23 protein-coding genes are annotated in these 24,980 nt (G+C 61.9%); 1 reads left to right on the top strand and 22 read right to left on the bottom strand.

Annotated elements, in window-relative coordinates:
* Position 1: 1 nt before the first annotated feature.
* From QX071_RS29885 to QX071_RS29990, 22 genes are all read right to left on the bottom strand, one after another.
* Positions 2–1,078, bottom strand: coding sequence for a peptidyl-prolyl cis-trans isomerase (locus tag QX071_RS29885; RefSeq protein ID WP_409977755.1), 1,077 nt, complete (start codon positions 1,076–1,078; stop codon positions 2–4).
* The gene (locus QX071_RS29890) at positions 1,075–1,674 is read right to left on the bottom strand and encodes a hypothetical protein (RefSeq protein WP_315705571.1); all 600 of its coding nucleotides are present in this window, start codon (positions 1,672–1,674) and stop codon (positions 1,075–1,077) included. Before QX071_RS29890 ends, QX071_RS29885 begins: the two co-directional genes overlap by 4 nt.
* Before the next feature lie 3 nt (positions 1,675–1,677).
* Positions 1,678–3,552, bottom strand: a complete 1,875-nt coding sequence (locus QX071_RS29895) for a putative porin (protein ID WP_315705570.1) — start codon at positions 3,550–3,552, stop codon at positions 1,678–1,680.
* Between the two features lie 45 nt (positions 3,553–3,597).
* Positions 3,598–4,341: a TonB family protein gene (locus QX071_RS29900; protein WP_315705569.1), complete on the bottom strand. Its 744-nt coding sequence runs from the start codon at positions 4,339–4,341 to the stop codon at positions 3,598–3,600.
* Positions 4,338–4,832, bottom strand: a complete 495-nt coding sequence (locus QX071_RS29905) for a hypothetical protein (RefSeq protein ID WP_315705568.1) — start codon at positions 4,830–4,832, stop codon at positions 4,338–4,340. The genes QX071_RS29900 and QX071_RS29905 overlap by 4 nt, the downstream gene beginning before the upstream one ends.
* 20 nt (positions 4,833–4,852) lie before the next feature.
* The gene (locus tag QX071_RS29910) at positions 4,853–5,257 is read right to left on the bottom strand and encodes an ExbD/TolR family protein (protein ID WP_008967785.1); all 405 of its coding nucleotides are present in this window, start codon (positions 5,255–5,257) and stop codon (positions 4,853–4,855) included.
* 4 nt (positions 5,258–5,261) lie between these two features.
* Complete coding sequence (locus QX071_RS29915; protein ID WP_315705567.1) at positions 5,262–7,274, bottom strand: DUF2341 domain-containing protein; 2,013 nt, start codon at positions 7,272–7,274, stop codon at positions 5,262–5,264.
* Positions 7,274–8,944 (bottom strand): ShlB/FhaC/HecB family hemolysin secretion/activation protein, encoded by a 1,671-nt coding sequence (locus tag QX071_RS29920; RefSeq protein ID WP_409997633.1) that lies wholly within the window; start codon positions 8,942–8,944, stop codon positions 7,274–7,276. The genes QX071_RS29915 and QX071_RS29920 overlap by 1 nt, the downstream gene beginning before the upstream one ends.
* Before the next feature lie 295 nt (positions 8,945–9,239).
* Positions 9,240–9,683: a hypothetical protein gene (locus QX071_RS29925; RefSeq protein ID WP_315705565.1), complete on the bottom strand. Its 444-nt coding sequence runs from the start codon at positions 9,681–9,683 to the stop codon at positions 9,240–9,242.
* 46 nt (positions 9,684–9,729) lie between these two features.
* The gene (locus tag QX071_RS29930; protein ID WP_315705564.1) at positions 9,730–10,692 is read right to left on the bottom strand and encodes a FecR family protein; all 963 of its coding nucleotides are present in this window, start codon (positions 10,690–10,692) and stop codon (positions 9,730–9,732) included.
* 290 nt (positions 10,693–10,982) lie between these two features.
* Complete coding sequence (locus QX071_RS29935) at positions 10,983–11,534, bottom strand: RNA polymerase sigma factor (RefSeq protein ID WP_315705563.1); 552 nt, start codon at positions 11,532–11,534, stop codon at positions 10,983–10,985.
* A 221-nt stretch (positions 11,535–11,755) separates the two neighbouring features.
* Entirely contained in the window at positions 11,756–12,664 is a 909-nt protein-coding gene (locus tag QX071_RS29940; protein ID WP_315705562.1) for a flagellin, read from the bottom strand.
* A 25-nt stretch (positions 12,665–12,689) separates the two neighbouring features.
* Positions 12,690–14,447 carry a flagellar hook-associated protein FlgK gene (gene flgK, locus QX071_RS29945; protein WP_315705561.1) on the bottom strand — a complete coding sequence of 586 codons (1,758 nt, stop codon included), beginning with the start codon at positions 14,445–14,447 and terminating at the stop codon, positions 12,690–12,692.
* 27 nt (positions 14,448–14,474) lie between these two features.
* Positions 14,475–14,927, bottom strand: a complete 453-nt coding sequence (locus tag QX071_RS29950; RefSeq protein WP_315705560.1) for a flagellar protein FlgN — start codon at positions 14,925–14,927, stop codon at positions 14,475–14,477.
* A 21-nt stretch (positions 14,928–14,948) separates the two neighbouring features.
* A complete protein-coding gene (locus tag QX071_RS29955) occupies positions 14,949–15,221 on the bottom strand; it encodes a hypothetical protein (RefSeq protein ID WP_315705559.1) in 273 nt (90 codons plus the stop codon).
* A 2-nt stretch (positions 15,222–15,223) separates the two neighbouring features.
* Positions 15,224–16,525 (bottom strand): flagellar hook protein FlgE, encoded by a 1,302-nt coding sequence (flgE, locus tag QX071_RS29960; protein WP_315705558.1) that lies wholly within the window; start codon positions 16,523–16,525, stop codon positions 15,224–15,226.
* A gap of 22 nt (positions 16,526–16,547) precedes the next feature.
* The gene (locus tag QX071_RS29965) at positions 16,548–17,210 is read right to left on the bottom strand and encodes a flagellar hook assembly protein FlgD (RefSeq protein ID WP_315705557.1); all 663 of its coding nucleotides are present in this window, start codon (positions 17,208–17,210) and stop codon (positions 16,548–16,550) included.
* A gap of 305 nt (positions 17,211–17,515) precedes the next feature.
* Positions 17,516–17,806 (bottom strand): hypothetical protein, encoded by a 291-nt coding sequence (locus tag QX071_RS29970; RefSeq protein WP_315705556.1) that lies wholly within the window; start codon positions 17,804–17,806, stop codon positions 17,516–17,518.
* Positions 17,807–18,061: 255 nt separating this feature from the next.
* Positions 18,062–18,490: a flagellar export chaperone FliS gene (locus QX071_RS29975; RefSeq protein WP_315705555.1), complete on the bottom strand. Its 429-nt coding sequence runs from the start codon at positions 18,488–18,490 to the stop codon at positions 18,062–18,064.
* On the bottom strand, positions 18,490–20,091 hold the full coding sequence (gene fliD, locus QX071_RS29980) for a flagellar filament capping protein FliD (RefSeq protein ID WP_315727996.1): 1,602 nt from the start codon (positions 20,089–20,091) through the stop codon (positions 18,490–18,492). The genes QX071_RS29975 and fliD overlap by 1 nt, the downstream gene beginning before the upstream one ends.
* Positions 20,092–20,260: 169 nt before the next feature.
* Entirely contained in the window at positions 20,261–21,088 is an 828-nt protein-coding gene (locus tag QX071_RS29985) for a flagellin (protein ID WP_315705552.1), read from the bottom strand.
* A 137-nt stretch (positions 21,089–21,225) separates the two neighbouring features.
* Positions 21,226–21,930 carry an RNA polymerase sigma factor gene (locus tag QX071_RS29990; protein ID WP_315705551.1) on the bottom strand — a complete coding sequence of 235 codons (705 nt, stop codon included), beginning with the start codon at positions 21,928–21,930 and terminating at the stop codon, positions 21,226–21,228.
* Between the two features lie 532 nt (positions 21,931–22,462).
* Here QX071_RS29990 and QX071_RS30000 point away from each other — a divergent pair.
* A complete protein-coding gene (locus QX071_RS30000) occupies positions 22,463–24,937 on the top strand; it encodes an HAD family hydrolase (RefSeq protein WP_409997634.1) in 2,475 nt (824 codons plus the stop codon).
* Positions 24,938–24,980 lie beyond the last annotated feature (43 nt).

Here is a 24,980-nt window from a genome sequence, read left to right on the forward strand (position 1 = left end):
ACTATCTCGCGGCCGGCGACTGTTCGCCGACCAGCCCAGACAGGGCAAGCTCATTGATGACAGGCGGATGCTGCTTCAGGAGCTCGGCCAGATAAGCGCGCCGCACCGCCGTCGCGCGCTCGTTGCGAATCTGCTGCACCAGCGCATCACGGACTTCCGGCAGCGTCCGTGTGTAGGGCGCCCTGGTATCGATCAGCTTGATCAGGTGCCAACCGTCGTCCAGCTTGATCGGGTCGGCGTACGTGTTCTTGGCGAGCTCCATGACGCGCGGACGGATCTCGGGCCTGATCTGAGCTTCGGCAACCCAGCCGAGCTCGCCGCCGTTCTTGGCCTCATTGACCTCGTCGGCGATAGCTGCAAAATCGGCGCCCGCCGCCTTCAGCTTGCGCTGCACCTCGTCGATGGTTTTCTTCGCTTTGTCCTCAGTCGCCTTATCGGCGTCCTTCGGCACCGGCACGAAGATCTGCGCGAGCTCGAATTGCCGCGGCACCAGGAACGAGGCACGGTTGGCGTCGTAGACCTTCTGCAGATCGTCCTCGTTCGGGAAGTTGGCCGGTGGCGCCGAGACCGACTGCAGATAGAGCTCGACTATCGCGCTCTCGCGCACCCGCTCCAGCTGTTCGGCAATGTTCGGCTGCTGGTCCCACTTCTTCGCCGCGACCTCCTGCAGCACCAGGCGGTTGGCCAGCATCATCCGGACTGCCTGGCTGAGCAGCGCCGGATCCTGGCTGACGGCAGCCCGTTCGCGGGGCGCGAGCGAGGCGACATAGGCGCGGATCTCATCTGTCGAGATGTTGGTCGCGCCGACGCGCGCAATCACATCGTCGCTGGTCTTCGCAGCTGCCGCGCCTTGCGCTCCCGCCGTGGCCGCACCTTGCGTCACCGAAGGCGCAGTTGCCGGCTGCGCAGCGACTGCGGCCGGAGCCGGAGGCTTCGGCTTCACGGCCGGCTGCGCTTGCATCGGGCGGTTCGGGACGGCGCTTTGCGCCGCCACCGCCATCGAAACGCAGCTCAGCGCGCTGGCGACAGCGGCCAAGCGAAGCGGACGGAAAGCACGGACAAGGCAAAAGGAAGTCATTGTGCGGCCTTTTGATCGAGGAACTTGTCGTTGGTGTCTTGGAGGCTGTTCTGGATTTCGACCCGGCGCAGCCCGAGCACGGGCTCTCGCGCAACAATTGTGTCGCCGATGGTGACACTTTGATAACGGCCGAGAAGTTCCTGCCCGGCCTTGATCAGCTGCGTATTCTTGGCGACGCAGCCCTGGGTCGACGCCTTGTAGGCGTTGGCCTCAGTCTCGAACTTGGCGCGCGCGGCATCCCGGTCGCGCGCGACATTCGCGGCCTCCTCGTAGGCCGACTTCCATTTCTCCAGAGTTTCGTCCCGCTCGGCGAGCCGCCGGTTGAACTCCTCCACCGCCTCGCGATGCTGCTTCTCGACCTGGCGGACCTCGGCCTTGGCCGCCTCGATCTGCGCTTTCGCCGCCGCCTTCTCGCGCTCCGCCGCGGCAAGCTTGGCCTGCAGCTGCGCGCGCTGGTCTTCCAGCTGGCGCGTCTGCAGCGTCGCCGCGCGCAAGGCCTCCCGCAGCTTGTCGGCTTCGGTTTCCGCGCGCGCCGCTCCGGTCTGCAAGCACAACATAACGGACGCAACGCTCAGGGTGATGATGCGCATGGTCATGGCTCAGAACTTCGCGTTGAGATCGACCAGGAGCACGTCGACCGCGTAAGGCACGCCCCCGATATTGTTGGCGCTCATCCAGCGCACCGAGGCCCAGACGTTCTCGCTCAGGCCGACATTGCCGCCGATGAAATAACCTTTGAGATTGGTGCCGCCGAGACCGAAATCAGGATCGGTGAAGGCATCGAGCGTGGCGTCGGACTCCAGATATTTGTAGCCGACATGCGCGTTCCAATCGCCGAGATGCTTGGTCTCCCGGTTGCCGACGGTGACGCGCGCCATCCAGCCCTTATCGCCGCCGTCGAAGGGCCCGTATGTGACCGTCCCGGTCGCGTTGGAGCTGGTTCCGGCGCGATTGTTGATTGCAATGCCCGGCGTGTAGGCCGGCACCGTTCCCGTTCCCGGAAGAGTCAGCGCCCGATTGAACGCCGTATTCCAGACGAATTCGCCATCGATCACGATGTGGTAGGGATGGAAGTCGCCAAGATCGACCGATCCGCCGGCGACCAGCGGTCGATATTTCTGCACCAGGCCCAAATATTGATATTGCAGGATCGCGCCGTTGTTGTTCCAAATTCCGGGCTCGATGTTGCGCAGGTACATATAGGTGTTGCCCTTTTGCGCGAACAGCGGCCGCGACAGATCGGAACTACAGCTATCCGAGCTGACATAGATGACGCAGGATGAAGAAAGCTGTCCCTGCACATTCTCGAAATCGTAATATGCGACGGCGAGACGGAATTCGTGAACCGGATCGAAACGCGACGCGAAGCCCGCCTGAGCTCCGAATAACCATTTGTCGTGGCTCTTATACTTTGAATCGAGAAAGAAGGAATTGTTGCTACTTGCATTGAAGTCGGTGTTGAAGATCGGGAAGGCGCCGATGACGCCGAACGGCGTAAATTCCTCGGAAAGCTGGTGCTTGGCCTGTAACGCAAACCCATCGAAGCCTAGTTCTCGGTACCACACCAAATCGGTCGGCGACCAGAATGGATTATCGAAGCGGCCCACCGACGCCACGAGATCCTGGTTCCAGTTCTGGTAGGTCAGATAACCTCGATCGAGCCAAAGGGAATATTTGGAGAAATTCGAACCGCCACCGCCCAGCGTCTGGTTGGTCGAGACCGGCGAGTTGTCCTGGCCGGTGGCAATTCTGAAACCGGCAGCAAAGCCGTTGGTGAGGTCCGCGTCCATCCCAAGCCGTGCACGCAACCGAACCTGATTTCGATTTTGCGTCGTATTGTAGGTTGGAAAGTTGACGTTACTACTGAGATCGTACGGAGCTCCTGCATTGATCGCCGTTACATTCATCGCATCAAGCTGATCGTTGCCGGTCGGGAAGAAGCTGCCCTGATAGCGGGCGCGGAAGTCGCCGTAGAGGTGGACGCGCTGCGCCCATTCCGGATAGCGGCCGGGCGAAGCCCAATTTTCCTTCTCCGCCTTCGCCATGACCTCCTTCTTGATCTCCTCGCGAAGCTGCCGCTTGACGACCTCCGGCACGTAGGTGACATGGCGAGTGCCCGGCGGCTCGGCTGCGGACGCCGCGGCATTGGCCGCCTTCGCCGCCTCATCTGCCTTGGCAGACGCATTCTTCGCCGCCTGCCGCGATACATAGGCCTCGTCATCGGCCTGCTTGATCAGCGCCGTAGCCTGCTCCTCAGTGAGGACACCCTGCTTCACCAGGAGATTGACCAGATTGATCGTCGCGTTCGGCGAGGTCGGCCTCGCATCCGACAGCTTCGGCCGCTTGGTGTCGGCCTTGCTTGCAGAAGCTTGATTGGCGTCCTGCCCGAAGGCGGGCATACCGGATGCAAGCGCAGCCAGCGAAACGGCGAGCATCAATGTGCGCCGGCGTGCGTTTGAAGTGAAGTCCAACATTGGTCCCCTGTCCTCTTACTCGTCGTCTTGCTTATTCAAATCGTGTCAGGTCGGCCGCCGCGCAGTCACGCGCGTGTCGATCGGCATCGGCATGTCCTTCGGGGGCGGCTCACGCAGGGTCAGGCGCGCCAGTTCATCGCGGATCGCCGAATCGAGCTCGGCATCGCCGGTCGACGACACGAGCTGAACCCGGCTGACGCGGCCTGTGCTCTCCGCCCACAAGCGGATGCGAACCTGCATGATCGCATTTCGCGTCTTGTTATTGCCGCGCAGCGCAGACTCCATCTGAGCCTGCACCTGCGAGGCGTACCAACCCCAGCGACTGCCACCTCCGCCGCCGCCCCCGAGCGGACTGCCGCCGACCTTGCTGCCGAGATTGAACGAGTCGCCCGGCCCAGTGGCCTTGGCGTCGAGCGCGAGCGGCCCCGGAGGCTCCTCGTTCTTGGCTTCCTTGATCGGCTCCTTTTCCAGCGGCTTCTCGAGCGGCTTCTCCTCCATGAACTTCTGCTCGGCCTCCACCGGCTGCTCGATCATCTTCTGTTCGGGCGGTGGAGGTGGCGGCGGCGGCGGTGGCGTAATGTTGACGATCGTGATCTCATGGATCTGGCGCGGCGGAGGCAGATCGTCCCCACCAAACAGCGAATAGGCTGCGCTACCGACCAACAACACAACGCCGGTTAGCGCTGCACCGTAACGCGAGCCGGGATGTCCAAAATAGGCCCGCAGACCACGGTCCTTGGCCTCCCCTGCTTCGGCATCCTCTTCCCAATCGGTCCTCGGTTGGTTCATGGCGCGCCTCCGCTCTGGTCCAGCTCGCCATGACGCTCGGCGAGATATTGCAGGACGAACTTCACCAGCGTGGCGAACTCGGCCGTCTCCAGCGTCAGTCGCGACGCCGGTACCGCGTCGATTTTCAGGTGAAAGGTCGAGTCCTCGGCGTGAAACTCGACATAAGCATCGCGATCCAGCGACAGCCGCGGCCGGGGGCTGCGCGACATCGTCATCAGGAACGGATCGTCCGCAGCACCGGCCCGCAGCACCCGCTCGCGCAGCGTGCCCGCGAGATTGACCAGCAGCGCCTCGCCGCGAACAGGAAATGCCAGAACCGCCCCCTCACCATGCTCGACATGCGCCTCGGCTGCAGTCGCAATCGCGACGGTGCTCACGACGGCCGGACGAAATCTGGCCAGCGTGCGCAGCAGAGCGTCGCGCATCTGCACGAGGACACCATCATGCGCGTCCTTGTCGCGAACTGGAGTGTGATGGAATGGGCTGCGCATCGGTTCGGATCACCCCCGGCTTATTTCACGAGCGGTTTGGTCGCCAAGCCGACCTGTGTGAGGCCGATGCGGCCGAGCAGATCGAGCACGTCCATCACGCTCTGGTACTGAGCCTGCGCGTCGCCGCGAAGCACCACCGGAAATTCCGGCGTCAGCGCCTTTTGCTGGATCAGTCGCTGCTCGAGCTCGGGCAAAGTCACGGGAATGGTGTCCAGAAAGATCTTGCCATCATTGGCAACCGTGATCGCCTTGGTGGTCTGCGTCGCCAAGCTCGGCGCAGCAGATGCCTTCGGCAGATTGACCTTCTGCCCCTGCACGGTGGCCGTGGTCATGATGATGAAGATCACCAGGAGCACATAGGCGAGGTCCAACATCGGCGTGATGTTGATGTCGTCATAGGGCTTCGAGTCGGATTGGACCTGCATCGCACTACTCCGCGGCCAGCCGGTGATCGACCGGGTCCGGCCGATCGACGGAATAAAGCTCTGCGATGCGGGTAACGAGCTCGTCGACGAAGATCTGCAGGTCGCTGGTCAGGTCCTTGATCCTCGAGATCAAGTAGTTGTAACCGAACAGCGCCGGGATCGCGACGCCGAGGCCCGCCACTGTGGCAACCAGTGCCGCCGCAATGCCGGGCGCGATCGCGTTGACATTGACGTCGCCACTCGCCGCGATCGCCGCAAAGGTGATCATGACGCCGACCACGGTGCCGAGCAGGCCAAGGAACGGACCGCCGGAGATCGCGATCGTCAGGACCACCATCATTCGGTTCAGCCGCTGCATCTCCTTGACGACGGCGCCGTCGAGCGAGGCCCGGATGGCCGCAATCGAGCTCGCCGACAGCACCGGCATTGCCGTGCGGGCGGACCGGCGGCGGACTTCATCGGCGCAGACATGATAGATGCGGTAGAGCGACGACGAGCTTATCCGCGACGCATCGCCGGTCTTGAGCCGTCCCCCGAGCGTTGCGACCTCCTGCTCCGTGCCCCGGCTGAGCAGGGTCAAATCGAAATTGACGTCGCGGTAGCTGCGCAGGAAACGCGCATTGCCGCGGGACTGTCGATTGAGAAACGAGGCGCGGTCAAGCATCACCACCCAACTGATCGCACCCATCACGAGCAGGATGCCGATCACGACCCAGCCGTCGATCGTGACCGACTTCAGGATCACCGCAAAATAGCCTGACAGCCAGCTTGCGGTTTCCTCGTCGACGCTGAACGAGATCAGTTTGCCCTGATCGGGGCCCTGCCCGATCGCTGCAACGCGGATGAAGCCGGCAGGCCGCGCCACTTTGCCGATCTGAAACTCGTCGATGTCGCCGACGAACCCCGCCATCGCTGCCGGCGCCGCCGCTACGGGCGCAGCCGGCGCACTTCCATCCGCAGACGGCGTCGCTGTACTTCCATCGGCGGACGGCGCCGGCGATGAGGATGCCGGCGCCGCCGCGGGAGCCACGGTGGAGGCAGCCGTGTCTCCGCCGACGAAAGCAAGCGTGTTGAGTGCCGGGAGCGGCACGTCGAGCGCGGCATAAGCGCTTCCGTCAAGATAGAGCGTCACCTTGCCGCTGCCGGCGGCCACCGCGATATGATGCCAAGAGTTGACCGCAATCGGCGCAGCCGTGGTGCTGCGCTGCGTAGCTCCCCCGTTGCTGACCTCGACGAACGGCGCGCCGCTGTCGAGGCCGATGACGAAGGCATTCGCACCGTCGCGGCGGCTATACAACGCCGTGTTCGGCTGCAGCGCGGCCGGCTTGACCCATACCGACCACGTCCAGCCGGTGTCGCCAGCGATCGCGAGCGACGACGAGGACGGCAAGGTCAGCGGTGTCACCCCGTCAAGCCGCAGCCCCGTGCCGATCAGGGCACCATCGGCCGGCTGGCCCACGCTCTGGGCATTGTTGGCCCAGACCGTCGAATCCAGCGCCGGCGTGCCGCGCTCGGTGAAATGATAGACCAGCGCAGCGTCGGGATCATATGTCCCTTTGGCGTCAGCCGCAGGCACCGCTTTCTTGTTCCCGTAGTAGAGCCAGAACTCGGACTTGGCACCAGGCTGCAAGTTCGGCACCGAAACCCACACCAGGGCCTCGCCGAGCAGCGCATCATATTTTTCGATGTGAAACTTCAGCGGGCTTTTGTCGTCAGCTGCAACGAAGCGCAGATCGCTGCCATCATCCTTGGTGGCGCTGAAGCGGAAATTGCCGGGGTGCAGTCGCACCAAGATGGGTGTGGTGCCGATCGGATCGGTAATATTGGCGCCCGCCGCACTCGCGTCGATCGTGATTTTCTTACGCAGCTGCCATTCGTCGTTCCACCACGCTCGCGCCGGCGAGGCGGATAGGAGCGCCACTCCGACCATGGCGAGCAAGGCCGTGAGCATCACCCTCGTTGCCGCGCCTGCCAGGCGATATCCGGCCCGTAGCATGTCATCCCATCCGAGCGTCATCAGAATTCACCCCAAAGCCGGAAGTTGACGCGCGGATCGCCCGCGCGGGTATAGGTCTGGTTCGCCATCGGCATCGAGACGACGACCACGCCATTGATCGAGTTGAACACCTTGAAGCGCGACCCGAGGCCGTAGCTCCAGAGGTCGAACTGCGAGAATTGCTCGGGCAACGGATGCTGGACGTTGACGTGGCCGATGTCCGAAAAGGCGAACAGCCGCCATTCATTGAAGGTGGTGAATCGCGGCGTACCCTGCCCGGTCTCGTCCTTCATCTGCTTCTGCAGCATTGCGCCGATATCGGGACTGCGAATTTCCACATTGCCGATGACACCGTCATCACCGAGCACCTCGGACTCGAGATAGCCGCGCACGGTGTCGAGACCGCCAGCGCTGAGCTGCTCGCTCGAGACCAGCGGTCCGTCGGCGATCTGGGTCTGCAGCCTGCCCCACAACTGGTAGCCTTCCGGCAGTTCCTGGGTGTGCGAGATATCGACGTTGAAATGCGTGAAGCTCGGCGACGCATGGTAGCGCTTATTGTCGAAGGCGATAAAATCGCTCGACAGCGGCCGCAGATTGTAGGTCAGCGCAGCGTTGAACTGGGTGGTGAACTTCTCGTACTGGAAGGTCGCGCCGTAATTGGCGACCAGCGGATAATACGTCACAGGCGAACCGAAGCTGCCGGAGCCGAGTTGTGTCGTCGTCTGCTCGAAATGCTTGTAGTCGATGCCGGCCGACAGGGTGTGAAAGAAGTTGTCCCGGCTCGGCAAGGTCATCACCGCACGGCCGCCGACGATCTCGCCTGGACCGACGATGTTGGTCCCGCCGACGGTTGCGACGTCGCTGCTCGATTTCACGCCATAGAGCAGGACGCTCAACCAGTCGATATCCGTACGCGCCAGATATGAGGCCGAGAACACTTCGGCGTCCTGCCGGCGCGCAGGCGCAACCTGATAAGTGAAACTGAAGGAATGGCCGAGCTGCCAGAGATTGTCGTAGTGTACAGTCGCACTGACGCGGGTCGCGGTCGTATTGGGCGACTGCCGATTATTGACTTCGAGACTGCCATGGATAGGCGCCTTGTCCTCGACATTGAGGTCGACGTCCACCGTTCCCGGCGTCACACCCGCGCGCAGCGCCGGCGTCACACGTCGATCCGGCCATTGGTTGAGCGCGACAATGTCCTTGGTGACTTGGTTGAAGTTCGGCACCGTGCCTTCCTTGAGCGACGGCGCCTTGTCCTTGATCTTGTCGAGATCGAAGTAGCGGGAGTTCTTGACGCGCAGTCGCCCGACCTTGAGCTCGGTCACCTTGAGCACGACGACCTTCTGGCTCACATTCTGCTGAGGCACGGCGACGCTGACGGTTTGAAAGCCCTTGTCGTGATAGGCTTTCTCCAGCGCCGCTCGCGCCTTCTCGACATCCTCCGATGTCCTGTTCGGTCCAAGGAACGGATAGATCGCCTCCTCGATCTCGATCTGCGGCAACTTGTCCGCGCCTTGAACGGCGAAGTCGTCGATATCGAAATGCGCAAGCGGCTGCTGCGGTGCCGCCGCGCCCGGCGCAGCAGAACTCGCATGCTTTTGCTCCGTTGGCTTTTGCTCGCTTTGCGCCGGCGCAGCTTTCTCGGCCGAGGCCTGCCCGATGGCAGAAACGCTGCCGATCACCGCCATCATGGCCAGCCTCAGGCAAAACATCACCGTTCGGGCGGATGCGATTCCGCCACGCCAGAAATCCCGATCAAACTGCACGGACGCTCGCTCGGCTCCCAAACACGCATATGAGCCCGCGGCGGGATGCCGGGTTCATGGTGTCCTTGTTCAAAAGACGATTGAAGCAGGGCGAGACTGAATCGAAATTTTAACGATCATGTGCCCGGCGGGGAAGCGCGAAGCATGACTGTGATATTTGCGCCACGCGCCGATCGCTCCAAGGCGCGACCGTCCGAATGGGTCGTGCGAGCAAGATCTAATTTATACTGAGTAAGAGGCGCAGGTTCAGAGGTTGTAGCAGGTCGGGCGGTGGAGACATGCCGACCGTCCCGCGCGCGAGAAGGGTGTGCAGATCCGCATCCGCCTGCACATTCTTCAGCGGCGGAAACGCCACCTTCTCGATCGTGCCTTGCGCACCGACCCAGGTCTGCACCGTGAAAGCTTGGGGCGGACCGTCCTCCTTGCCGCGGCGCTCGACCAGATAACTCCGAAACCGACTTGCGATTTCATCATCGGCGCTGATGTTCGCTTCGAAATGAGTCGTCACGAGCTTTGCAAAGGCCGCCCAATGCGAAGGGGCGCCGGCGACCGGGCGATAATCCTGCGCCCTTGCCGGGTTGAGCAAGCACAGCAGGCAACAGATGATCACGATCGCAGACGAATATCGATAGCCGACCGATGATCCCGACCTCCATGCCATCTATCGCCTCCCCGCTTTAAGGTCTTCGGGCGCCGCTGTGACGTCCTCAGCTCAACAGGACAAGACCGCCGGGCAGAGTCCGCGCATCGGCACCGAACAGACTCTGCACCTGCGCAATGAAATCATCGAGATGATCGAGATAGAACGTGCCCGATATCATGCGCCGGCCAAGTCCTCCCATCACCACGATCCGGCCCGGCCGATAGCGGTTGATTTCCTGGATCAGCCGTTCGACCGGCCAGTCGCGGACGATCAGGAGGCCATTCAACCAGGCCTGTGTCTGCTCGATGTCGGCATCCGAGACCGGCATCAGGCCAGCTTGCGCAGAATAAGAGAGCTTCTGGCGGCCGGCGAGCGCCGCGCGTTGCCCCTTCCATTCGATCTCGACGCTTCCCTCGATGCACGACACCGAAACCCTGCCGTCGAGGCATCTGACGTTGAAGATCGCCTGCTGCGCGCTGATCTGCCCACCAGCTGCACCGATCACAAACGGGGCCTCGGCCTCACGTACCGCCTGAACGGCGGCTTCACCTGAGATCAGCTCGATCGACGGCTGCCCCGGCGTGCGCCGAACGGCAACGCTTGTCTGCGTGTTGAGCGTGAGCGAGACGTCCTCGGCCAGGGCAATGCGACGCCGCTCCCCCTTGGCGGTCCGGTAGTCCGCCGACAGTTCCTCCCAAGATGGCCATAAGCCAAATGGCGGTTGCGCAGCCAAATAGATGCCGGCCAAGGACGCAGCAGTTGCCATCCCGCCACCGATCAGCACGCGGCGGCTCAGGTGTGAATTCGCGGCCAGGCGACGCGCTTCGGTGCGACCGCCACTGTGCGGCTCGGCCTGCGCCGCCAGCGTCCGCGCCGCATCTCCAAGACCACGCCACAGTCTGACGGCGTCGCGAAAAGCGGCATCATGTTCAGGACTGCGCTGCCGCCACAGCGCGAGGGCGGCCGCATCCTCCGATGTTGCCTCTCCCGAATGCAGGCGAATGACCCAAGCGAGGGCTTGGCGCAACAACGGGTCCAGTTCGGAAGGCATTTCGTTGCGTGCAGTCAAAGCCGGTCGCTCTTCTCTCTCCGCCGGAAAGCGGCGGCATTCCCGATCACAGCGCGCAGGTCCTGATCAGTAGACGATCCAGCCCCGACCGGACTGAATCGAAAACATCGCGTCGGCGGGCTTTCAAGCTGTTTGTTGGCTGGAACAATCAATCATTCAAAGCTTTTTGCGTGGAATTTTTCGCGGCCAAGTCCTTCCCGGCCGGCCGCTCCGGCCGAAATCCCAGTGCCGCTTCCCGCGCCAGTCTGTCAGTCGCAGGCTCGCGGCTTGGCTTTCGGTCCAAAACGGCGAAGAACCTTGCGACCGAGGCGCTGGCCGAGGTGCTCCATAGCATATTGCAAATCGAAATCGACCGTCCGAACGTTGATCCCGAGGCGGTCGGCAATCTCGCGATGCGGGAGCTGGTGGACATGGGCTGCGATGAAAACGTCGCGCCGACGGGTCGGCAGTTCCGCCAGCGCCTTCTCGAATTCCTGCATTTCGATGCGCGATTCCGCCGCCGCTGCCGGATCCGGTGCTTCGTCGGCGAGATCGACGATCGTCTCAATCTCCGCCGCGCTCAGGAGCTGCTGATCGCCTCTGCGCCTGTCACGCGCAACGTTGAGCGCGGTCTGAAACAGATAATCGAGCGGGCTGCGGACCTCGACTGCATCACTGACCCGGTCGACACGAAGGAAGGTCTCGTGCAGCGCCTCACGGGCAAAGTCCGCGGAGCCCAGGCGGCGGGCTAAGCGCCTGGTCAGCCCTTCGTAATCGGCCGCAAGGGCCTCTCGCAGCGATTTGCTATTCGAATCGGACACTTACGCTGCCCCATCCCGCTGCCGTTCGGCGCGCAACGGCACTCTGCCCCACCAACGTACCTATCGACCGCGGGTGACAATGGCGTGACGGTGGATGGGGCCGAACAGGCCTCTCACCAACCAGATCGAGCCCGAGCGAGGCTGGCGGACCGGTCGTGCCTCGCCGCGGCCCCCGCTTGTCGATCCCCGTAGTCCCCCGGCGCGAGCAGCGAGCGCGCGACCTATCGCAGATAACTTGCCAGGGTGAGGCTCTGGATCTTCGAAATCGCCGTATAGGATGCAGTAAGCTGGGCCTGATAGGTCGAGAGCTGGGCCGTGATCGACGCCACGTCGACGCTGGTGAGATCGGTGTTGAGGCTCTCGGCGTAGCTCTTGAAATCGCTCTGCAGCGATTTCGCGCTCTCGATCTGCGACGTGGCGTTCGAGAGCTTGGCTTGAACCGTCGCAACATCGTCGACGGCGCTGTCGGCGAGTTTCAGCGCGCTGGTGATGTCGCTGCCCGACAGCGACGAGCTGTTGGCGACGAACTTCAAGACCCGCATCACCTCCTCGACGGCCGAGTTGTCGGCGCTGATTCCATAGGTCACGCTCTGACCGTCCGAGACACGGACGGAGGCGAGCTCGCTGTCGCCCTGGTAGTAACTGGTATCCGTTCCGGTCAGCGAGCCGGTCCCCGAGGCGAAGCTGGACAGATCGACGGCAGCGGTCGAGGTCTTGGCCCCGCTGAAGACATATTGGCCGTCGTATTGCGTGTTGAGAATTCCTCCCATCTGCTGCAACAGCTGTTGCGCGGTGCTGATCGCCGATGCCTGCTCCGTGCTGCTGCCCGTCGTGGCGGCACTGAGCGCGGTCCGCAACTGGCTCACCACGTCCGAGATTTGGCCCACTGCCGAATACAGCACCTGCGCCTTGCTGTCGGCCAGCGTCGCAGCGTCGATGTAGGATTGCGCGCGCGTCACCGAGACCTGGAGATTGACGACGTGCTGGGTGTCGGCGCCGTAGCCGGCGAGATATTCCGACTTCAGACCTGATGCCTCCTGGACCTGCATATTGGCCATGATCGCCTGCGTCCGCAGCGCGCTGGAGACCATCTGGTCGGTATTGGCGAAAGTGGCAATCCGCATGATCATGACACTGTTCTCTCGTCCCGACTAACTAACCCGACTGCATCGCGGTGATGAGCGACGAGAACATGCTGTTGACCGCCGAGATCAGCTGCGAGGCCGCCGCGTATTTGTTTTGCAGCGCGCTGATCCGCGCCGTCTCCTCATCGATATTGACGCCAGTCTCCGAGGATAGCGAACTTGCGTAAGTGGATTGCGCAGTCGTCTTTGCCGTATACGCCGAGGACGCTTGCGACGCCTTACTGGCGACATTGGCCACGATCGCTGCGGCATAGTTGGCGAAAGAGCCGGTGGTGGCGCTCAGCCCACCGGCAGCCGAAAAGCTTCTGGAGCCGGTCAACGCGTTGTAGATACTGTTGATGACGGTCGCCGAACCGGAGGTCAACACCTGACTGCCCGTCGTCAACGTGGCGGAGCCATCGAGCGTATCCGTCGGCAGCCCCGAACTGCCGGACAAGATGCTGCTCCGAACCGCGAAGTCGGAGGCGCCGGTCCCGGTGACCAGATCGTTCATCCCGAAATAGTCGGAGAAGCCTACCCCGCTCACCGAGCTCGTCATGTCGTTGATGGCCACGCCGTCGCCGGACGTGGTCGAACCGATCACCAGATGCCCGCTGGAATCGATCGATGCCGAGACGCCGGAGATGCCGTTCAGCGCCGTCACGAGATCGCCGACCGTCGAGTAGGATGACAGGTCGAGATCTTGATAGGAAACCAGATTGCCGCTCTGGTCGGAGACCGCAATCCGGACCGAACCGGTCGCCGACAAGGCATCCGTGCTCGTGACCGACGCCGTACCGGTCAGACTGGTCGGCGCCGGCACCGAGGATGCCCCGTTGGTGATCGCGTTCAGCGTCGATTTCAACTGCGTCGCAAGTTGGTCGAGCTGCGACTGTTCGGCCGGCAACGTCTGGTCACGCAGCGTGATCAACGCGCCAATCTTGCCTGAAGTGATCTGCGAGGTGATGTCGACCCCGTCGACCGTGATCCCGCTGAAGCCGCCCGAGCTATAGCTGGTCGACGCGGTGACATTTGCCGACGTCGAATAACTCAGTGTATGCGCCGACGAATCCACGAGCGCTCGCCCCGACGACGTGTAGACCTGCAAGTCCCCGTTCGATGCCGTGTAGTAGCTCACGTTCATATAGGACGACAGGTCTTTCAGTGCCGAATTTCGCTGATCCTCAAGATCCGCGGTCGATTGTCCGGCCGCGCCCATCTTCCTGATCTGGACGTTCAGGTCGGCGATCTGCTTCAGGTCGCTATTGATGCTGGTCACCGACGAGCCGATGTCCTGATCCGCGTTTGACCGCAGAGTCTGGATGCCCTGCGAGGTATCGCGCAATTGGGAGGCCACATCGTCGAGCGCGCTCACCACCGCCGACTGCAGCGAGACGCTGCTGGGTGAACTCGCCAGCGACGACAGCGCTGACTCCAACGACGCCAGAGAATTGGCGACCGAAGTACCCGAGGTCGAGGTACCTGAGCTTGATGCGCTGCCGAACAGCTGCTCGAGCTGCGTCATGTAATTGTTGGTGGTGTCGGCCGAGCCGAGATCGGACGTGGCAGCGATCAACGACTTCAACAACAGCTTGTCGACACTGCTGCTGATCCCGGTGATGGTTACTCCGGTGCCGACACCGCCCGTCACACTGGTGGTCTGATCGGCAGTCTTCTTGGTATAGCCCGCCGTATCTGCGTTCGAGATGTTCGACGACGCCACGCTGATCTGCGTCTCTGTCGCCATGATTCCGCTGAACGCGATCAGCCGTGCAACATCGAGCGACATCGCTTTTGCTCCACTCCTATCCGCGCCTCAGGCTTGAACATTCGTCCCGTAGGATACCGCACGCGCGGTGCGGCGACCGCCCGATCCGTAGGGCGAGACGCTGGCGATCTGCTCACGGATCGCCTGCATGACCGCCTCGATCCGGCGATTGCTCGCCTCGATCGCCGCCCGCAGCCGCATCAGATTCTCGTCCATGGCCACCCGCAGGTTCAGGATCCGCTCCATCAGCTGCTCGCGCAGGACCCGATCCTGGACATGCAGGCTCGCGGTCCTTACCGCGCATTCGGCGACGCGCTGCTCAAACAGACCCGCAAGACGGTTCTTGTCGTCGAGCTGCTTCGAACGCGACGCCGGCAGGCCTTTGGCAAGCTCCAAGTTCTCCTCGGACACCACCGCCACCAATTCGTCGATCAATGCGATCAACGATTTCACACCATCATCGCCGCCGTGGCCGGGTGCTGCCTGGATTGCTGGATTCATTTTGTCGCTCCCGTATCGTTCTCAATGACCGTTCCGCTGCGGCGAGCCGGCCGTCCGCGCCACACGCGCATAACTGTTCAATGCCGTGACCCTGACCGCCGCCAGCTTCCGTTCCTCGTCGAGCAGCGCACACTCGCGCAGCAGCTTGCGACGTACCGTCTCGATATCGTCGATCAGCGCGAGCAACTGCATTCGATCCGCACCGTGAACCCCAGCCGCACGGATCTTCAGCCGGCGCAACCGGCGCAGCAATGCCTCGCCCTCACCGAGCCGTTCTTCCTTCAGATCGGCCATGATCACCTCATCGCCGAGATCAGGGTGTCGAACATCTTGTTCACCGACGTGACGACCTGGGATGCCGCCGAATAGGCCTGCTGAGCCGAGATCATGTTGCTGAACTGGCCTGTGGTGTCGGTCGTGCTCGATTCAAGCTCGCTGCCATAGACGGTGCCGGCGCTGCCCTCTCCCGAGGTCTGTAGCTTTGCCGTGCCGGAGTCCGCAGTCGCGGTATACATGCCGTCGCTATGGGCCTGCAGACCATTCGGATCGGCGAAAGTCGCGACGGCCACCTTGTAGATCGGAACGGTCTGGCCGTTCGAATAAGTCGCCTCGACGACGCCTCCCTGGCCGATCGATACGTTGGTCAGCGTACCCAGCGCGGTACCGTCCGAGTTGGCGCTGAAGTCAGTGACGCTCGGCGTGGTGCTGCCCGATGACAGCTGGGTCAGGCCATTCGTGCCGCCGTTCTGCGTACCGAAATTCATCGAGATCGCGCTGCTATTGGCGCCGTCAGTCCACTGGATGTTGAGGGGATCCACCTCACCCGTGGTGGCATCCGTCGGCGAGACGGTGCTGAGGGAGCCGTCACCGTTGAACGTGATCGTATAGGTGGCGGCGCCGCCATTGACTCCGATCGAGCTGACGTCGGAGGCGTTCGCCGGCGCGAAAGTCGCGCTCCACGTGTTACTCGCGGTTTTGGTCCAGGTGACGTCGAGCGTGTGCGCGTCTCCTAAGGAATCGTACACCGTCATCGAGCTGCTGAACGAGCTGCCGTCCGTCGGCGTCGTTGTCGTGGAGGTGTTGACGACCGCATCCGACGGCAAATTGGCGGTAATTGTCGACTTGGTCGTGGCACCGCCGTTCGACTTCGCGATATCGGTCTTGACCGGCTCAAGCCCGCTGCCAACGACGTTGCCGTTGGCGTCGGTGCGATATCCTTCCAGATAGTAACCGTTATTGACGAGATAGCCGCTGTTGTCGGTCGTGAACGCGCCATTTCGCGTATAGGACGTGGATCCCCCTGCATTGAGAGAATTGGTCACGACGAAGAAGCCGGAGCCAGAGATCGCAACGTCCGTGGCATTTGTCGTAGCCGACAACAGTCCTTGTTGCGTGATATTGGAGCGACCGGATACAGCGACGCCGCCGGATGAATAGGCTTTGCCGCTCGTTCCCGTTACCAGCTGATCGAACATCCCAGAGGTGGTCTTGTAGCCCGTCGTATCGGCATTGGCGATGTTGTCGCTGATCATCGCAAGCGACGAGCTCTGCGCATTGAGCGCAGAAATCGCCGAGGAAAGTGCTCCAGAAAGACTCATAATCCAACTCCGAATAATGCTGTCAGGAGGTTACGCCGATGATGTTCGCGGCACTGACCGACGCGCCGCTCACGGTAAGCGAGGGCGTGCTGGTCGAGGTGTCGATACCGGTCACGGTGCCCGTGATCGTCGTGTAGTTGAGGACCGAAGTGCCGGCTGCGTTGGTCGCCGTCACCGAGATCGTGTACTGTCCGCCGTCACTGAGCTGATTGCCGGATGAGTCTTTGCCGTCCCAGGTGAACGAGTTAGACCCCGCATTGCCGGTTCCGGTGCCGGTCCAGACAGTGTTGCCGGAGGAGTCCTTGATCGAGATCGACACGTTGGAGGCGACTGAGGACAACGAATAACCGTAGGTCGCCGATCCGTTGGACAGCGTCGCAGTATCGCTCTTCGCCTCGACCGTGTGGCCGATGTAGTTGACCGAATTCAGCGTCACCAGGCTGGAGAATGAGCTCGCCAGCGAGCTCATGCTGGTGTTGGTCGCCGATTGCTCGGTGAAGGTGGCGTAGGACGTCATCTGGTTGACGAAGTCCGTGACGCTCGTCGCATTCAGCGGATCCTGGTTCTGCAGTTCGCTGACGAGCAACTTCAAGAAATCGGTCGAACTCATCGCCGTGCTCGACGACGAACTGGAGGACGACGTTGATGAATTCGAGGTCGTTGAACTCGTTGCCGAAACCGTCATGGCAAACTCCGGACCTGCTCGTGTGGCTCACGCGCCGGGCCACGTCGCAAGCTTGCGATCATGGCGGCGTTTGCAGATCAAACGGACGGCACGCCGAATTCAGGCGGAGAAAGATTGGGCGGAATTATTTGATAAGACGGCAGAATTTGCCGCCGCGCCGCCATGCAGGCGGCAAAAAAACCGATCGACTCGGCCCTGTCGAGACCGGCAGCACGGTGCCCAAACAGAATGGATTAAAATAAGAAACATGGACGCGACGTCGCGTCCGGTAAGGCGCCGGCGAAGCCTATGCGCCCTGGAAGCGATCAGCCCGGATGCGGCGCGTCGACGACGGCCTCAACCGTCCCCTCGTCCGCCGCTGGCGTCACCGCCTCGAGCCGGCCCGCCGCAGCGACGATTCGGTCGGCCAGACCGGCCGGCGCGCGAACCGCTGGCGACGAAAGTGCCTGACGCAACGCGCGCGCCTCTTCGAGCAGCGCGCGTGCTTCCGGCGATGATGCCAATAATTCTGCTGCAATCTGACGCTGCCCTTCGGGCCAGCAGGAGACGTCCTCTCCCAATCGATCGATCAGATCTTCGAATTCCCTGACGTCCATCGTCCGCCCAATCCAGCGTCTCCCGGAGCGTCATAAACCATTCGTGGGCAACACGAAATTGATATCACTTGTCGCAGCAGACCCCCCTAACATGATACCTCAATCCAAGCGAACCGGCAGCATAAATGCACACTACGATGCACAATCGCGACCCAAACCGCGGACGGGGCGAGCCCCTCCCAGACCCGATTCGCCGAGGTCCGCGAATCAGGCCAGCCGGCCAGAGCGGCGCTCAGTTGCGCCGCAAGGCGACCGTCAACGTCGCGGGATCGAATGCCCGGCAGAGCGTGGCCCACCCTTGGTCGCGGCATCGGTTGCCTCCCAGGCATCCCGCAGTTCGGCAATGCTTGCGATGATGCGTTGGAAGTTTTCCCGCATGTGCGGGCGACCATACGAGCGCAAGGCCGCCAAAATCAGCGAATTGTAGGTCCGGAACAACCGCTCCGCGACCGCACCGCCACGGACCGAATCGAGATGGTGGCTCAAACCACGCAGGATGGCGGTTGCCCGCGTCAAGTGTTCATGCCCTTCCTCGAAACGTCGCGCCTCCTGGGCGTGCAGCGATTTCTGCAAGTACATGGCGGCGCCGTTGAGCAGCATGATCACGGCTTTGAGCGGCGGAACTGCAACGGCTGCACCGCGGTAGGCCTGGTTGGCGCGATAGGCCATCGAACTCTGTGTCATCAGTTACTCGAATTCACATTGAGAAGAGCTTTGAGATAGGTCAGCGTGTTGTTTGCGCTCTGAATCGCGGCTTGATACTTGGCGTATTGCGTCTGGAGCTGGGCCTTATATGTCGACGCAGCACTCTCGATATCGTTGACCTTGCTGGTCATCGTATCGTCCTGGCTCGTCAGATTATCGATCAGCGTCTGCAAGGAGCCACTGGTGCCCGAAGCATCCTTTGCGAGCTGATAGATCTGCGTGGCAAGGCCCTGGGTCGACGTCACCGTGATCGATTGTGAGGTCGAACCGGTATAAGTGAAGGCCATTCCCGCATAGATGGTTCCAGAATTGCCGATAATGGTGTTACCGCTGATCGTGAATAGCGAGCTATCCCCTCCAACCGAGGCCGAGGTGAGATTGCCCGAGGAATCGACGGCCACGTCGAGCGTAAACGATTGCGGCGAGGTTCCGGTGTTGACGACGCTAAGCTGACTGGACGACGTCGTCGTCTGTGCCGACAACAGCGCCGTCACACCACTCAGATTGGTGCTGAGGATCGTCGACAACGTCCCGGTGTCAAGCTGCAGTTCGTTCTTGCTGTTGAAAGAAAGGCCGAGATCAGCCATCGTCATGCCGCCTACCGAAGTGCTCAGCACACTCTGGAGTTGGTTCATGATGTCGCGCATGGTGCCGTCGCCGAACAGCACCGCGCTCGACGAGGCGGTACCGTCTGAATTCGTGGCCTGTTGAGCGATCACAGCGTCCCGAAACGCGTTGTAGTTCGTCACGAAAGTTTGCAGAGCTGACTGAATCTGGCTCGTATCCGTGCCGATGCTGACGTCGATCGAGGTGCCGCTCGGGGTGGCCTGCAGCAGGTTGAAGGTAACCCCGCTCAGCACGTCCGAAACGTCGTTGGTGTCGCGGGTCAATGAGACACCATCGAGGGTGAAATTCGCCGCCTGCGCCGTCTGCAGCACCGTCGAGAACGCCCCCGAGCTGTCGGTTACGCCAAGCTTGTTCAAAATGTCGTCGCCGGACGTGCTCGAATAGGTGATATTGGCGGCATCCTGGGTTCCGGTCAGCACCAATTCGTAGGAGCCGGTCGAAACCTGGAGGATCGATGCCTGTACATTCGTGGTGGAAGTCTGGGCATTGATCGCGTCGGCGACGTCCTGCAGAGTCATGCTGCTCGTCACCGTGATGCTCGTTGTGCTGCCCCCGGAAAGACCGAGCGTAAATGTTCCGGAATAGCCGAGCGCGGTGGTCTGGCTGGACTGGCTGCTGCCGGCGACCTTCTGGGCCGTCGCGATCTGGCTGATCGTCAGCGTGTGATCACCGGTCGCCGCACCACTGTTGACCGACATCGACAGCGCTGACGAGGCGCTCACATCGCCGGTCGAGCTGAGGGTTGCCGCGCGGGTTGCGAAAACGTTGGTCGCGAGCGAATTGACGACCGAGGTGGCCAGCGAGGCCAAGCCGGACGAAAGCGTGCTGAGATTAGTCTGCAGTGTCTGGTAGGCCGAGATTTTCGCCTGGTTGGCGGTGATCTTGGTCTGGATCTGCGTCGCCTGCGTCAACTTGGCATTGACGGCGGAGTCGATCAGACCGGTCCAGTCGATGGAGCTGGTCGTGCTGGTGCCTGATGTCGTGACGGAGCTGGAGCTTGACGAAGATGACGAGGATGACGTCGTACTGCTCGTGCCCGAGGTCGCGCTGCTCACTGTCATGATTTGGGGCCCGCCTTAGCAAGTGCCGGGCCGGCATCGCGCCGGCCCGGAAGATCGCACATCAGCCGAGAAGCTTCAGCAGATATTGCGGCATCTGGTTTGCCGCGGCTTCCGCCGAAACGGCCGCCTGGGTCTTCACCTCGGCGGACGACAGCGTCGCCTGCTCGGCGGCGATATCCACGTCCTTGATCGCCGAGTTGGCGGACTGCAGGTTCTGGGTCTGGGTCGAGATCGAGTCGGCGCTGAAGTTGAAGCGCGATTCCTGCGCGCCGATCTCGGCGCGCGCCTTGGAGACCGTGTCGATCGCGGTGTCGAGCGCCGACAGGGCCGCGGTGGCGCCGCTCTGGGTGCTGACGTCGAGCGAGGTGATCGCGAGAGAGCTCGAGCTCAGGTTGGAGAGCGTGATGTTGATGGTATCGGAGCTGGAAGAGCCGACCATCACGGCGACGCCCGACGTGAAGGTGGCGCTGCTGCCGTCGAGCAGGCTGGTGCCGCTGTAACGGGTACCCGACGCGATCGAGTTGACCTGGCTGATCAACTGCGAGAACTCCGACTGGATGTAGGTGCGGCTGGAGTTGGTCGTGGTGCCCGAATCCGATTCCGAGGCCAGCGACTTCATGCGCGCCAGGATGTCGCTGATGTTGGAGGCCCCGCCGTCGGCGGTCTGCAGGATCGCCGTTGCCTGGGAGACGTTGGTCGCGGCCTGCTGCAGCGTGGTGATGTCCGAGGAAATGCGGGTGGAGATCGCGAGACCGGCAGCGTCGTCGGACGCTGAAGTGATACGCGAGCCGCTCGACAGCTTCGAGAGAGCGCTTGTTTCCTGGTTCGAGTTGATGTTCAGGTAGCGGACGGCCGAGTTGGCCGCAACGTTGGTGGAAATTGCAGGCACAGTGAAGACTCCTGAGTGGTCGGCGCGACAGGCCGGATCGTGGAAGGACTGACGGTGCGGATCAGCCCCGTCTGTTCGATCAAACGGAGAGTCGTGCCGGGATCAGGCGAAAATTCTTTCCGCCGTGGAGCTTATGATTAGCAGTCGGTAAACGCACCGCGGATGTCGCGCTCGTGCCGACGCAGCAATTCACGCAGCTGTTGGCGCCCGCGCTTGAGCAGCGACTCCACCGCGGCGATGGTCGTGTCCATCACGTCGGCGATCTCGCCGTTGCTCATATTCTCATGATAGGACAGGATGACTGCAACGCGCTGCTGCTCAGGCAGCCTCTGCATCGCAGCCTCGAGCAGATCGTTCATCTCGGCGCGTTCGATGACGCTGCTGGCGTCAGGCTTGGAATCCGCAACCTCCGGAACGACGTCGACATTCTCGGTGCGCGGCTTGCGCCGCAGATCGATGCAGCGATTGCTCACCACACGATAGAGCCAGGTCGAGAACTTCGCCCGGCCGTGCTGCCAGCGTCCCCGATGAGTCCAGACCTTCAACATCGTGTCCTGCACGACATCCTCTGCATCGGCTGCGCTGCCGACGATCCGCAACGCGATCGCGTAGGCGCGGTCGATGTGACGCTCGACGAGCTGCCGAAAAGCCGTCTCATCCCCGGTTGCCAGCCGATCGAGCAGATCCTTGTCCTCGTCGAATACGGCATCGCTACAGGGGGGCGCGCCGTCCGGCACGATTGCGGCCGACTCTTGCCAAGGCACCGTCGCAACCTCTTGCTGGGCCGGTTCCTTGACCGCCTCGAACTCGGCGGGAGCCCAGACATCAAGCGCGTAGCTCATTCCTCAATCTCCAACCCCCAGCGCCGAATGCACAGACTCCAAACGGCTTCCACCCCTTGAACGCCGCAGGCGAGCAAGTCAGGCGAACTATTTTCGTTATTTTTCAATAGCTTAGAGGGAATGTTTTGCCCACCTGCAGGCAAAAAATGCCGGACGGAGCGACGCCGCCGTCCAAACAGAGACCAAGTGAAGCATTCAGTCCGCATCGCAGGACATTCATCTGGAAAGGAAAATCAGCAGGAAACGCAGCTGTTACGCGGACTCTACGTGGCTCATGCGGCAGGCGCACGAGGCGGAAGATGATCGGCTCTGCTGAGCAGAGTCTCGCACGAAGCGATCTCAGCACTCGGCAATTTTTTCCGAATCACGAACTCAAAACTATCCGATTTTTCGAATCTGTCAGTCGTCACGCGCGCGTTTTTGAACTGCGCGATGATTTTTTTGAAATTCGAGCGCCTGATTTGGTGCGACCGACCGTTAATAGCATACGGAGCGGGGGATTTTTCAGATGAAGGTCGCAGCGGTCGGCGCAATGCGTCGAGCGAAGCTTGTTGCTGCGTGCTCGTTCGATGTTTTCGATACGTTTGTAGTACGCGCCTGCACTACGCCGGATGGCGTTTTCGAACGGACTTATGAGCTCTCAGGCTTATCTGTCACGCATCCGAATGTTACAGAACATTTCACTCAGCATCGCATTCGCGCGGAAACGCGCGCCCGCGATGAGGCCAAGAAGAAGCGTGGATCGGCCGAAGTCCGGATCACCGACATATATTCTTTCTTTCCTTTCAAGCTGTTTGGACTCGATCGCGACGCTCTGAACGACCTGGCTGTTGCCGAGTTTCGCGCCGAGCTCGATCTCTGCCGCACCAACCCGGACATGCTTCAGCAATATCTGGAAATGAAGCGGCAAGGTTTTCGCGTCGGCTTTATTTCGGACACCTACTGGACCACGAAGCAGCTTGCTCATTTGTTGCGCAACTGCTGTCCCGACTTGAGCTGGGATTTTCTGTACGCCTCATGCGAGCATGGCCACGGCAAGAGCGAAAAGCTGTTCGCCAAATATCTTGCCGAGCAGAAGGTCGACCCGGCGAAGTCGTTTCACATCGGAGACAATGAGCGCGCGGACATCCAGGGTGCGCGCCGGCATGGCATTCGGCCCCGCTACTATCCGCAGGCGAGCGCCCAATTGGCCTCCAAGCTGCAGCGGGAAGCCGCGTTGTTCGAGCTCTTGTCGCCGGGCCGACCGGCCCGACTGGATCATGGGCTGCGCACCTTGCGGCGAATGATCGCCGCCCAGACCGCGGAACGATCTCCCGCGTTCCATCTCGGCATGACGGTGATCGGCCCGGTCATGGCTGCATTCGAGGCCTTTATCGAATCCCGCTGTGCTGCGTTGAGGCAGGCCAGCGGAAAGGTGGCCCTGGGCTTTCTCGGGCGTGACGGCTTTCTCTCGCATCGCGTTTGGCAGAACCGACGTGATGATGCCCACTACATCGAGGTGAACCGCCGCGTGGCCGTGATCGCCGCCGCCGACACGCTCGAGCCGCTGCGCAAACTGCTTGAGACGATTCCCGCACTCGACGCACACAGCTTCTTCGGTATCAGCAAGGTCCTGCCACCGGCTGTGGCCAACTTCTTCGCCACCCATTCCGATGGTGTCGTCAAGGGTTCGGAACTTGCGGACGCCCTTCCCGACCTCATGAGCCGGCGTGAAAGCATGCAACTCGCCTCCGGCATGCGGTCGCGTCTGCTCGATTATCTCCGTGCTGCAATTCCCGAGTTCGACTCCTGCACAGACCTGGTGCTGGTCGATCTCGGCTATTCCGGCAGCGTGCAGAAGGCCTTGCGCCGCGTCTTCGACCGCGAAGGCGTCAAGATCAGGCTGCACGGCACCTATCTGCTCTCCGTCGACGATGCATTTCACGATCTCCCGCGAGGCGACAGCGCCAGCGGCCTGATCTCCGACCTCGTCGTGACGCCGCACATGAAGCGCGCCCTCCTCCGTAACGTCGCGCTGCTCGAACAGCTGTGCAGCTCTGCGGAAGGATCCGTCCGCGACTATTGCGGCAGAGACGTCCTCCACGAAACCAATCCGCTTCCCGCCGCGCAGCTCGCATGCGTGGCCGAAGTCCAGGCCGGCGCCATCGCGTTTGCCTCAGCTGCGCGCGATTTGGCGGCGACCTATCGGCTCCAGCCATTCATCCCGTCGGATGTCTCGGCACGCTGGACCGCGGCGACCTTGGCCCGCCTGCTGTTGCTCCCGGATGACGACGAACTCGCTTTGCTCGGAGGCTTCCAACATGACGTCAATCTCGGGACCGCTACGCTGCAACCGTTGATCGACAGAAGCTTCATCGATAATCAGCTCATCGCCCGTGGCCTTAGCTCTGCGTGCGCCGCCGAGGAGCCGCCGATGTGGCTGGCCGGAAGTCTCGCCTCGATCTCGCCCGCGCATTCCTATCTCTACACGCTGTTCGGCGCCAACCGGCTGCCGCCCGACGTGTTTGGCGAAGCGGCCTGCGACAGGCTCGAGGTTGGCCTATTCAAGGCCGACGGTTCTGCTTCGATGGAACAAATTACCCTATACCGGACGGGGCTCGGCGACATCAGGATCCGCATTCCAGTCTCACGCGGGATGAAGATCGAGATGATCGTGCTGCCGCTCGCCAAATTTGCACGCGCGGGAATTCTGCATGGCATCACCGTTCAGAGCGGCGAGACCGTCGCGGAGGCAGCCAAGTCTGCCGACGTAACAGCCCTTCCCGACGATAGACTGACGTTTGCAAACCTCGAACGTCAGGGCCGCCACTATCACGCCACGAGCGAGGACGGCTGCCTCATCGTTCCAGTGCTGGCCGCCAAGGGCGATGTCAGTGTCTACACCGTCGCTCTCACGTCTCTCAACCATGATCGGATTAGCACCAGCCGACCGGCCGCGTCCGATGAGAACCCCTGGCGAATGATCGCGTCCCAACTCGGCGAACAAGGCACGGCAACGGCGACATGATTAGTCCGCCTGATCCGACGTCGTGATCCGTTCTAGCTCCGAG

The sequence above is a fragment of the Bradyrhizobium sp. SZCCHNS1022 genome, from assembly GCF_032484835.1.
Classification (GTDB): domain Bacteria; phylum Pseudomonadota; class Alphaproteobacteria; order Rhizobiales; family Xanthobacteraceae; genus Bradyrhizobium.